General features: G+C 68.4%; 6 protein-coding genes. 5 read left to right on the top strand and 1 reads right to left on the bottom strand.

Features of this window, described 5'->3' with window-relative positions; all coding sequences use genetic code 11:
- Positions 1-6: 6 nt before the first annotated feature.
- Complete coding sequence (gene bcsE, locus DUPY_RS03355) at positions 7-1,671, bottom strand: cellulose biosynthesis protein BcsE (protein ID WP_070246378.1); 1,665 nt, start codon at positions 1,669-1,671, stop codon at positions 7-9.
- Positions 1,672-2,015: 344 nt separating this feature from the next.
- Between bcsE and bcsR the strand changes: the two genes are divergently transcribed.
- The 5 genes from bcsR to DUPY_RS03330 are packed head-to-tail and all read left to right on the top strand — an operon-like array spanning position 2,016 to position 11,747.
- Positions 2,016-2,216: a BcsR/BcsP family cellulose biosynthesis protein gene (gene bcsR, locus DUPY_RS28290; RefSeq protein WP_167359021.1), complete on the top strand. Its 201-nt coding sequence runs from the start codon at positions 2,016-2,018 to the stop codon at positions 2,214-2,216.
- Positions 2,213-2,974, top strand: coding sequence for a cellulose biosynthesis protein BcsQ (bcsQ, locus tag DUPY_RS03345; RefSeq protein WP_070246374.1), 762 nt, complete (start codon positions 2,213-2,215; stop codon positions 2,972-2,974). Before bcsR ends, bcsQ begins: the two co-directional genes overlap by 4 nt.
- A gap of 1 nt (position 2,975) precedes the next feature.
- Positions 2,976-5,513 carry a UDP-forming cellulose synthase catalytic subunit gene (bcsA, locus tag DUPY_RS03340; protein ID WP_070246372.1) on the top strand — a complete coding sequence of 846 codons (2,538 nt, stop codon included), beginning with the start codon at positions 2,976-2,978 and terminating at the stop codon, positions 5,511-5,513.
- Between the two features lie 46 nt (positions 5,514-5,559).
- A complete protein-coding gene (gene bcsB / locus DUPY_RS03335; RefSeq protein WP_084640520.1) occupies positions 5,560-7,902 on the top strand; it encodes a cellulose biosynthesis cyclic di-GMP-binding regulatory protein BcsB in 2,343 nt (780 codons plus the stop codon).
- Positions 7,902-11,747 carry a cellulose synthase subunit BcsC-related outer membrane protein gene (locus DUPY_RS03330; protein WP_070246370.1) on the top strand — a complete coding sequence of 1,282 codons (3,846 nt, stop codon included), beginning with the start codon at positions 7,902-7,904 and terminating at the stop codon, positions 11,745-11,747. Before bcsB ends, DUPY_RS03330 begins: the two co-directional genes overlap by 1 nt.
- Positions 11,748-11,801: the final 54 nt, after the last annotated feature.

The following is an 11,801-nucleotide window of genomic DNA, read 5'->3' as shown; positions in this document are numbered from 1 at the left end:
TGGTGATCAAGGCGCCGTCCAGGCGACGGTCAGCCTGGAAGCCAGCGGCAGGGGGCGGCGCGAAGCGGGCGCGACGGCGACATGGCGCTGCGGCGCCGGGCCGTTGTTGGTCGTACCCGCAACCGCAACCGCAGCCGAAGCCAGCGCCTTGCCCGGTTGCTGAATGGTGGTGGCGGCCAGGGCCGCGCCCAGGTCGGCAACGCCACGCGCCCGCCGGGCCAGTGCGGCGCAGGCATCGGCAATGTCGCGCGCGGTGGGGTAGCGGCTTTCGACGCTGAACAGCTCGCTCAGCGGCAGGCGCAGCAGCGACTTCATTGCAGCGGCCAGGTCGGCCTCGCGGCAGGCGTACAGGAACAGGTAGACGGCGTCGGCGTCGGCCGTGACGAGGTCGCCGGCACGGCGGGTCTGGCAGTAGCGCAGGGCGTCGAGCGGCGTCAGGCCCCTGACCAGGGTCAGCCTGACCATGCAGCTTTCGATGCGGTATTCCTGGCAGCGCTGCATGCTGGACTGCACTGCCGCCAGGAAGGCATCCGGCGCCAGGTAGCCTTGCTGCTGGTCCGGCATGGCGGCGGCCACTGCCATCTCGTACGAGGCCGGCAATTCATGCTGGAAGACCTGGTCGCGTACTGCCACCCACAGGCTGCTCACGCGCGACAGGCTGATGCCAGCCGGCATCACCAGGTTCGCGCCCAGGTGCATCAGCAGCGCTTCCTGGCTTTGCCGCATGTGCTGGTGCAATTCCCGCACCACGATCTTGACCCGGCAGCCGCAGCTGCGGCGCAGGTCCAGCACGGTGCGCGCCAGCCCATCGAAGCTGGCGCCGCCGTCGAACGGCAGCATCAGCGTGGCGCTGGGGTGGATCGCCGCCTCGGCCTGCAAAGTGGCGGCGTCGTCCAGCAACTGCCATCCGGCCCCGGCGGTTTCGCCGGCCAGCAGCGCGCCGCGCAGCGCCAGCATGTGCAGGGCTTCGTCGTCTGCTGGCGCGGCGTTGCGGCTCGCTTGCGCCGGCGCCAGCCGGCAGGCGCCGGCGTCATCGACCAGCAGTGGCTGGATCATGTCGCTGCTGACACCGTCGGCATGGTGCCAATGAAACGTTTGCCAGGTTTGCTGGCCCTGCCGTCCGCACAAGCGGGCAATGCCGCCAAACAGCGTGGCGCACGGGCGCAGCACGCGCATCGGGTCAAGCGCGTCGGCCTGCGCGCTGCGCAGCACCAGCACCAGGATCTTGTTGTCGCGCTCGGCCCAATCGCGCAGTTGGCGGGCCAGCACCAGGTTGTGCTGTACGTCCTCGCCGAACAGCACGTCGGCATGGTCGAGCAGCACGGTGGTTGAATGTTGGTGAGCTTGTCGGCCAACCTGGGCCAGCTCTTCGGCCAGCCGCGCAACCTGGCCGGCGCCGCCGGGGAAGGCCGATTCGAACATGGTCAGGTGGCCGCTTGCCAGTTGCGCGGCGAGCGCGCCCGCCGGGCCGCAGGCCACGATCTCGCCCAGTTGCCGGCGCGGTGCGACCAGGCAGACGCCGTGCGCGTCCGCCTGGCGCAGCGTGGCGTAGATCAGGTGGTCGAGCCGGGCCAGGCCGTCTTCCGCGAGCGCATACACCAGGCCGCGACGCAGGCTGGTGTTGGCGGCGGTAATGCCGGCGACATAGCGGGGATGATCCGAATAAGACATATTTTTAGCGACGCTCCTATCATGAATGACGATATCGGCGAGCGTAACTTGGGGAGCGCCTGGCAGGACACGCGAAGTGTGTCGGCCAGACCAGGGTTGGGGGTCCGAACTGCCATGGCTTTAATTGTAATCGAGGAATTTCTTTTTGGGAATATACAAGTTTTCAAAGAAATGATTCCGTACAACATGAAACAAAAATTTCATAGCCATACTAATGGTTTCTGTGGTTCAATTTAGTCTTGTACTGCAAGATTGCTGCCCAACACATGCGGAATCTGCTTCCCTCTCTTTATATTTTGGAAGGCATTCACGCTATGATGGACTACAGCCAGGCACGACCCCTCGTGGACGATGCCCCCAGCGACATTGCAACGCTCTACACCCGCTTCGGCCAGGCCGGCGCCGCCGGAAACTACCAGGAAATCGTGCGCGACCAGTCGGCGATGAATGCCGCTCTGCGTTGGCCGCTCCTGGCCGAAATGCAAGGCGTCGCCAGGCCGTTCCACGTCACCGAAGATACTGCCAGCGCCGATCGTCAGTCGTGAAAACAGTTGCAATTATCGGCGCCAATGGCGGCGCCGGCGTGACCACGGTCGCTGCCCACCTGGCGGCCGGACTGTTTGCTGCGGGACGCTCCGTGCTGGCGGTCGATGTCAACCCGGACAACCTGATGCGCCTGCACCTCGGCATGGCCTGGGATGACCCGCGCGGGTTTGGCCAGGCCCTCGCCGCCGGCACCGACTGGCATGAGGCCGCCTATCGCAGCGCCGCCGGCGTCGACTTCCTGCCCTTCGGCGATCTCGCCAGCGATGCCGAGCTGACCCGTCTTGGTGATTACATGACCAGCCACCCGCAATGGCTGCGCGCCGCCTTGGCGTCACTGACGCTGCCCGGCGAGACCATCGTGGTATGCGATTGCCCGCGCCTGCCGTCGCCGTTTGCGGCGCAAGTGCTGGCGACCGCCGACCTGGTGCTGGTGGTCATGGAACCGGACCCGATTTCCTATGCCGTGGCAACCCGCATGGTCGCGCGCGCCAACGCGCCGGGCAGGCCGCCTGCGTTGTTGCTGCTGAACCAGTTCGAGCCGGCCCGCGCGCTGCATCGCGACATCACGGTGCTGCTGCGCAGCGCTTTCCGCGCCAGCATGTCGCCGGTCGCCATTCACCGCGACGCCTACGTGGGCGAAGCGCTCGGCTGCAAGCAGACCGTGTTCGAGTTCGCGCCGCGCAGCCAGGCAGCGCACGAGTTCGCGGCGCTGTCCACCTGGGTGCTGACCCGCCTGGCACTCGCAGGAGGACAGTGACATGGCCGCATCCTTTGGCGTCCGGCTCGGTGCGCTGCTGGGCGTGAGCGCGGGTGCCCGCTGGCCGCGCATGCTGGCCGAGCTGCTGCTGCGCGACCCGGCCCATGCGCCATGGAGCGCGGCGGCCCGCCAGCGCATCGGCGCCAGCTTTCCCCACATCGACCTGTCGCGCCCGCGCTGGGCCGACCCGTTGCGCGTGCTGTTGCAATGCCTCTGGCTGTTGCTGGTGCGCACCCAGCCGGTCAAGCCGCCGGTCTGGCAGATGCCGCCAGTGCTGTTGCGCCTGCACGTGCTGGCCTTGCGCGGCTGGCGCCGGGTACAGGGCTGGCTGCCGCAGTTCGACCGCGACCGCGCGGAAACGTTGATCGAGGGCGCCGCCGACCACAGCAGGTGGGACCATCCGCTGCTGCGCACCAGCGCCTACGTGGTAGCGGCCGCGCTGGCCATCCTGTGCATCACCACGCCGTTTTCTCTGGCCGCGCAAGCCGTGTTCGTGGTGATGCTGTGGGTGATTGCGCTGATCATGCGCCAGATCCCGGGGCCGGTCGCCACGCTGCTGCTGATCGTGCTGTCGGTGACCGCGTCGTCGCGCTACATGTGGTGGCGCCTGACATCCACGCTGAACTGGGACGAGCCGCTCGATTTCTTCTGGGGCATGCTGCTGCTGGGCGCGGAAACCTATACCTGGCTGATCCTGCTGCTGGGCTACCTGCAGAGCGCCTGGCCGCTGCGGCGTCAGCCGATGGCCATGCCGACGGCGCTGCACGAGTGGCCGACGGTGGACGTCTACATCCCGACCTACAACGAGCCGCTCAAGGTCGTGATGCCGACCGTGTACGCCGCCGTCGGCATCGACTGGCCGCGCGACAAGATCAATGTGTACCTGCTCGACGACGGCCGGCGCGACGAGTTCCGTCGCTTTGCCGCCGAGGCGGGCGTCGGCTACATCGTCCGTCCCGATAACAACCACGCCAAGGCCGGCAACCTCAATCACGCCATGAAGCTGACCAATGGCGAATACATCGCCATCTTCGATTGCGACCATATTCCCACGCGCACCTTCCTGCAAACGACGATGGGCTGGTTCCTGCGCGACGACAAGCTGGCGCTGATGCAGACGCCGCACCACTTCTTCTCGCCCGATCCGTTCGAGCGCAACCTCGGCATGTTCCGCCGCACGCCCAACGAGGGTGAGCTGTTCTACGGCGTGATCCAGGACGGCAACGACCTGTGGGACGCCACCTTCTTCTGCGGTTCGTGCGCGGTGCTCAAACGCGGTCCGCTCGAGGAAGTGGGTGGCATCGCGGTCGAAACCGTGACCGAGGACGCCCACACTGCGCTCAAGATGCAGCGCCTCGGCTACCATTCGGCCTACATCAACATGCCGCTGGCGGCCGGCCTGGCCACCGAGAGCCTGTCGGCTCACATCGGCCAGCGCATCCGCTGGGCGCGCGGCATGGCGCAGATTTTCAGGCTCGACAACCCGTTCCTCGGCAAGGGGCTGAGCTGGGCCCAGCGCATCTGCTATGGCAACGCCATGCTGCACTTCCTCAACGGCGGGCCGCGCCTGCTGTTCCTGACCGCGCCGCTGGCCTTCCTGTTCTTCCATGCCTACGTGATCTATGCTCCGGCCATCGCGGTGATGCTGTTCGTGCTGCCGCACATGGCGCACGCCAACCTGACCAACTCGCGCATCCAGGGCAGCCACCGGCACTCGTTCTGGGCCGAGGTGTACGAGACGGTGCTGGCGTGGTACACCGTGCGTCCCACCATGGTTGCGCTGATCAATCCGGGCAAGGGCAAGTTCAACGTCACCGCCAAGGGCGGGCTGGTCGAGCGCGACTACTTCGACTGGACCATCTCGCTGCCTTACCTGGTCATCGTCGGCCTCAATATTGCCGGCCTGCTGGCCGGAGTGGGGCGCCTGATCTGGGGGCCATCCACCGAAATCGCCACCACGGTCCTGAACCTGTTCTGGACCGTGTACAACATCCTGCTGCTGGGCGGCGCCATTTCGGTCGCCTCCGAAACGCGCCAGGTGCGCCTGTCGCACCGCGTGGCGATCCGTTTGCCGGCGGTGCTGCACCAGCCCGATGGCCGCCTGCTGCGGTGCGAGACGATCGACTTTTCCGATAGCGGCTGCGCGCTTGCCGTGGCGCTGGCCACCGGCCTGCAGCGCGACGACCGCGTGATGGTGTCGTTGTGGCGCGGCGAAGAAGAGCACGCGTTCAGCGCCAGCGTGATCTCGTCCGACGCCACCCAGGTGCGCCTGCAATGGGTGCTGGCCACCCAGGAGGAACGCATGATGCTGATTCAATGTACCTTTGCCCGCGCCGATGCCTGGGTGTCGTGGACCGATGGTCGCAAGGACGACAGGCCGCTCGATGGCCTGCACGCCGTACTGCGGGTGGGCGTGCTGGGCATCGTCCGCCTGTTCCAGCACGCCACGCCGGCCGGCGGCGCCGCATCCCGGCGCCTGCGCAACAGCGGCGCTTGGCTGCGCGGCGTGCTGCCGCGCCAGCCGCGCGCACCGCAGTAAGCCTCCCTTTCAATACCAGACAACGACCTTGACGACAGTGACTACCATGCGCCGACTTTTACTGATTATCCTGAGCCTGACCAGCTGCGTGCTGACTGCCGCGCCAGGCCCGACCAAGCCGGCCAACGGACCGACGGCCATGCCCGCCGCTGGCCCGATGTCTGCGCCGCTGTCTGCGCCGATCGTTGCGCCGGCCACTGCACCGACCACCACGCCGGTGACGACCGCCGCCGCCGACGGCGCCGGCCCGGCCGTCACGCGCACGTATCCGCTGTCGGGCATGGGCGGCGGCACGGTGCTGCGGCTGCGCACCACCAACGGCATCGAGGTCGTGCGTTTCGGCGCCCGTGCCGACGAACTGGTCACGCGCGCCGTGCTGCGGCTGCGTTACAGCTACTCGCCGGCCCTGATACCGGGCCAGTCCCACATCAAGGTGCTGCTCAACGACGAGGTGCTGACGGTGCTGCCGGTCACGCCGGAAAACGCCGGCAAAACCCTCACCAGCGACATCGAGATCGACCCGCGCGTGCTCACCGACTACAACGCGCTGGCGCTGCAGTTCATCGGCCATTACACCGACAAGTGCGAAGACGCACTGCACTCGAGCCTGTGGGCCGAAGTGAGCGGCGCCAGTACGCTGCAACTGACGGTGCGTCCGCTGGCGGTAGCCACCGACCTGGCGCGGCTGCCCGAACCGTTCTTCGACCTGCGCGACAGCCGCCGCCTGACGCTGCCGTTCGTCTTTGCCGCCAGGCCTACGCACGCCACCTTGCGCGCCGCGGCGGTCAGCTTGCCGAACCACGAGGCGCTGACCGCCTGGCGCGGCAGCCGTTTCCCGGTGACGCTGAACCAGCTGCCGCACGGCCACGCGGTGGTGTTTGCGACCAATACCGAACGGCCGGCGGCACTGGCGACGCTGGCGCCATTTGCCGGCCCGTCGATTTCGGTGATCCGCAATCCGGCCGATCCGTTCGGTTTGCTGCTGCTCGTTGGCGGGCGTGATGCCGCCGACTTGAAGGCTGCCGCCGACGCCCTGGCGCGCGGCAGCGCCGCGATGAGCGGCAGCCAGATCGCGGTGGCCGCCTCGCGCACCGAGCGTCCGCGCGCCGCCTACGATGCGCCCAACTGGGTGCGCATGGACCGCCCGGTCAAATTCGGCGAACTGGTGGAAGACAAGCAGCAGTTGCAGGTCTTCGGCCACGCGCCGGCGCCGGTGCGCATCAACCTGCGCATTCCGCCCGACCTGTTTACCTGGCATAGCCGCGGCGTGCCGGTATCGCTCAAGTTCCGCTATACGCCGCCGATCCGCGCCAGCGAATCGCGCATGAGCATGAGCATCAACGATGAACTGCTGGCGTCGCTCAACCTGCGCTCGTCCGGCCAGGGCGGCGACTCGGCCCACCTGGTGCTGCCGCTGCTGGAAAACGGCCTGCTCGGCGAGGGCAAGGAAGTGCTGGTGCCCGCGTTCAAACTGGGCAGCCGCAACCAGATGCAGTATTCGTTCTCGTTCAGCTACCAGAAGGAAGGGCCGTGCGAAACCCAGATCGACAACGTGCGCGCCATGATCGATGCCGATTCGACCATCGACTTCTCCGGCTACCCGCACTATGCCGAGATGCCGAACCTCGGCTACTTCGCCAGCGCCGGCTTCCCGTTTTCCAAGTTTGCCGACCTGGCGCAGACCACGGTGGTGCTGCCCGACGCGCCTGCCGCGCAGGATATCGAAGTGATGCTGGGGTTGCTGGGCCGGGTGGGCGAATCGACCGGTTATCCGGCCACGCTGGTGGAAGTGACCACCGCCGGCAACGACACCCTGCTCAAGGACCGCGACCTGCTGGTCATCGGCGCCGCCGGCCAGCAAAAGCTGTTGCAGCGCTGGTCGGCCAAGCTGCCCGCAGCGCTGGACGGCCGCACCCGCAAGATCAGCCAGCCGGTATCGACCGCCAGCAGCCTGTTCGACTGGCTGGGCTTTGGCACCAACCCCGATCCGCAGGTGGCCAGCTCGGAGTCGCTGAGCGGCAGCGGACCGATGGCGCTGATGACCGGCTTCGAATCGCCGATCACGGCCGGCCGCAGCGTGGTGGCGGTCACCGCCGGCACGCCGCAGGACATGCTGCAGGTGCTCGATGCGCTGGCCGACGAGGTGACCGTGCGCAGCTTGCAAGGCAGCGCTGCGTTCGTCAGCGGCAAGCGCGTCGAGAGCATGCTGGTGGGCGACACCTACAAGCTCGGCGAGCTGCCGTGGTGGACCCTGATCTGGTTCCACATGTCCGGCCACCCGGTCCTGCTGGGCCTGATGGGCGTGCTGGCGGTGCTGGTGATCGCCTTTGCGCTGTGGCGCTCCCTGCGCGCGATCGCCGCGCGCCGCCTGAAAGTGGACCAGCGCTGATGGCCCGTCTGCGTCCAGCGGCCTTGTGGCTGGCGGCGGCATGCCTAGCTGCGGCGACTAGCGCCGCATCTGCACCCGCGCCTGCCAGCGCCGCAACTGCACCTGCAGCCACGCCGACGCTGGTCCAGCGCGCCGGTGCGGACACCGGCGCCGTCGATGCCTTGCTCAGGCGCGCCAGCTTCTGGGAATGGCGCGGCAACGACGAGCTGGCGCTGGTGGCGCTCGACAAGGTACTGCGCCTGGCGCCCGACCACCAGGACGCGCTGGGACGCCAGGCCATGATCGAGCTGCGTCTGCAGCGCGCTCCCGCAGCGGCGGCCACCATCGCCCGCCTGCAGCGGCTCAACCCCCGTCATCCGGCGCTGGCGCTGTACCAGGCGCAGCAGAAGCAGCAGCAGGGCGACGGCGCCCATCGCTGGCGCAGCGCGCGCGCGCTGGCCCGCTCGGGCCGCGTGGACGAAGCATTGCGCATCATGGACGCGATGAAGGCCAGCCAGCCGCTCGACAGCACCATGCAGATGGATTACTACCAGGTGCTGGCCCGCACCAAGGACGGGCGCGACAAGGCGCACCTGGGCCTGCGCGAACTGCTGCGCCAGCAGCCCGACAATATTGCGCTGCAATTGGCCGTGGCCAAGCTCGATCTGAACCAGCGGCCCAACAACGGCGCCGCGCTCACCGCAGTGATGCGCATCAGCGCCATGCCCCGGTTCGGGGCGGCGGCGCGCGATATCTGGCGCAGCGCCATGCTGGCGCTTGACCCCGAACCCGCCAGCCTGGTCCTGATCGACCGCTACATGCAGGACGAAAGCGGCGAGGATAGCGCGGTGCGCGAGCAGCGTGCCGCCCTGGTGCGCGGCATCGAGCAGCGCCGCCAGCTGCTGGCCGACCCCGGCTACCGCGCCCGTCTTGACGGCCTGGCGCTGCTCGAGGCCGCCCAGCTCGAACAGGCCGAACAAAAATTCAACCAGGCCCTGTTGACGCGGCCGAACGATGGTGACGTGCTGGGTGGACTGGGCACGGTTTATTTGCGCCAGGGGTTGCACGACCAGGCGCAGCAGCAGTTCCAGCGCGCCCAGCGTGCCGATCCCGAGCAGCTGCGGCGCTGGAAATCGATGGAGCGCACCGCCCGATTCTGGGGCCTGATGCGGGCCGCGCGCGATGCTACCGAAGGCGCTGCCGGTGCCGTCGATTATGCGCTGGCCGCGCGCCTGCTCGGCCAGGCGCGTGAGCTCGATCCGGGCGAACCTGCGGTGCTGCTGGCACAGGCCCGCTTGGCCGAGCTGCGTGGCAATCACGCCGAGGCCGAAAAGCTGTTGCGGCAGGCACTGGCCGTGGTGCCTGAACCGTCGGGCGCGCGCGCGGACACGGTTGAATTCTTCCAGCGCCAGGGCCGCGACGCCGAAGCGGAACAACTCGCCGCGCAGGCGCCGCCCGCACAACGGCAGGCGTTGCAGCGCGATATCGCGCTCAGCCGCGCCACGCGCCTGCAACAGCAGGGCGACGCGCTGGTGGCGGCAGGCGATGCGCGCGGCGCCCTGGAACTCTACGAACAGGCAGCGGCGCTGGACGACGCCGACCCCTGGCTGCGCTACGCGATGGCGCGCGCCTATGCCGCCCAAGGCGAACCGCAGCGCGGCTTTGCCGCGTTCGACCAATTGCTGGCGGCCCATCCCGACGATCCAACCGCACGCTACGCCTATGCGCTATTCCAGGGCAACCAGGCGCGCGAGGCCGAGGCACTGGCGATGCTGGCCACGATCAAGCCCGAGCAGCGCACGCCGGAGATGCAGCGCCAGGCGGGCCGCTTCGAAGTCGACCTGGCCACGCAGCGCGCACGCGCGCAGGCGCAGAGCGGCGCGCGCACCGCCGCGCTGGCCGGCTTGCAGGCCGCAGCCCAGCGCTACGCGGCCGAACCGGACCGCTTGCTCGACCTCGCCGATGCCATGGCCGATGTCGAGGCGCCCGCTGCGGCGCTGGTGGTGTTGCAGGGCCTGCCGGCGGGCTTGAATCCCGACCAGGCGATCCGCAGCGCCCGCATCCTGTCGGACGCGGGGGCGAGCGCCGAGGCGCTGGCCGTCCTCAACGGTTTGCAGCCGCCCACCTTGTCGGCGCAGGACGCCACCGCGTGGGATGCTGCGGCAGACGCCATCGCGCTGGCCACCGCACGACGCCTGCGTGGCGCCAGACAATACCCGGACGCCTTGCAGGCGTTGGCGCCGCGCCTGGCCGCGCATGACGATCGGGCGCCGCTCCGGGCCGAACAAGCGCGCATCGAAAGGGCGATGGGGCAGCCGGCAGCGGCGCTGGCAAGCTACCGCAAGCTGCAGGCGCTGGAACCGGATAACGCCAGCCATGGCGCTGCGCTGGTGGAGCTGCTGGTGGAGACAGGACAGCGCACCGAGGCGCGCGCGGAGATCGACCGCTTGCTCGCTGGCGGCGCGCCGCAGGATCCGCAGGTGGCCGCCGACCTGGCCAGTGCGCTGATCGACCTGGGTGACCAGGCCGGCGCTGCCCGCCTGGTGTGGCCGGCGTTGGCCGCCCATCCCGGCAACCTGTCGCTGCTCGACCGCGCGGGCGGGCTGGCCGTGCGCGCGGGGCAGGTGGACCAGGCCATTGGCTACTACCAGCAAGGCAATGCCCTGGCCGGCCCGGTGCTGGAATCGTACCGGGTCAACCGCCTGGCGGAACTGCTGGACAAGCGCGAGGCCTGGGTATCGAGTGCGCTCAACCACGAGGCGCGCAGCGGCACGCCCGGCCTGTCGCAACTGGGCATGGATACCCTGGCGCTGGAATACAAGTTGCGCCAGCTGGGGCCGGACCGGGTGGCGCTGCGCGCAGACATCGTCGACATCCGCGGCGGCCTGCTCGATCCGGCCTTGCCGGACGCGCGCAACGCCGGCACGGTGCTGCTGTGCTTCCCGCTGTGCACGGCGCCAGCGGCCAGCCAGAACGCGCACGGCATCGCCTTGAACGCGGGCTGGGAGCGCGGTCCATGGAAGGCCGACGTGGGCACCACGCCGCTGGGCTTCCCCTTGACCACGCTGGTTGGCGGGGTCACGTACCAGGGCGACCTGGGAGCGGTCGGCTACGCGGTCGAAGCATCACGCCGGGCGCTGACGTCGAGCCTGCTGTCTTACGCCGGCATGACCGACCCGGCCACCGGCAAGGTATGGGGCGGTGTCACGCAGAACGGCATGACGCTGTCCGCCAGCCGCGACGACGGCGGCGCCCTGGGCCTGTGGACCAACGCCGGCGTCCACAGTTTTACCGGCAAGGACGTGCAGACCAACCGCCGCCTGCAATGGATGGGGGGCCTGATCGGCCGCGTGATCAATACCGACAACCGGCTGTTGTCGGTGGGCGTGACGGCGATGGTCTGGCGCTTCAGCAAGAACGTGGGCGAATACACTTTCGGGCACGGCGGCTATTACAGCCCGGCCTCGTATAAATCGGTGTCGCTGCCGGTCACTTACGGCGAGCGCATCGGTCGCCTGTCGTTCACGGTGCGCGGCGCCGTCTCGCGGTCGCTGTCACAGACCAGGGCGGCCGATTATTTTCCGACCGACAGTGCATTGCAAAGCCAGGCCGACGCCCTGGTCGCCACCAATTTCTTCGAGCCGCGCTACGGCGCCGGCGCCGGCACCAGCAAGAGCGTCGGCCGTTCGCTGGCGACCACGCTGGAATACCAGGTGCGCAAGAATATGTTTATCGGCGGCAGTTTCAGCCTGGACCGTTCGATCGACTACGCACCGAACCGCTTCATGTTGTACCTGCGCTTTGCGCCCGACGGCGTGGCTGCCAGGCCGGTGGCGTTCCCGCCGGTGCCGGCGCCGGTGCGCTGATAGCCAGTTTCAACCTAACTTGAGCAATTCTCACCAATTCTTCCACTGGTTTCA

Origin of the sequence: Duganella phyllosphaerae, assembly GCF_001758785.1 — a bacterium.
Taxonomy (GTDB): Bacteria; Pseudomonadota; Gammaproteobacteria; order Burkholderiales; family Burkholderiaceae_D; genus Rugamonas; species Rugamonas phyllosphaerae.
This window is presented reverse-complemented; position numbering and strand designations above follow the sequence as displayed.

Excerpts from the sequence above, each read along its gene's own strand:
- bcsE (WP_070246378.1), bottom strand. The coding sequence starts at position 1,671 with ATGTCTTATTCGGATCATCCCCGCTATGTCGCCGGCATTACCGCCGCC.
- bcsA (WP_070246372.1), top strand. The coding sequence starts at position 2,976 with ATGGCCGCATCCTTTGGCGTCCGGCTCGGTGCGCTGCTGGGCGTGAGC.
- DUPY_RS03330 (WP_070246370.1), top strand. The coding sequence starts at position 7,902 with ATGGCCCGTCTGCGTCCAGCGGCCTTGTGGCTGGCGGCGGCATGCCTA.
- bcsB (WP_084640520.1), top strand. The coding sequence starts at position 5,560 with ATGCGCCGACTTTTACTGATTATCCTGAGCCTGACCAGCTGCGTGCTG.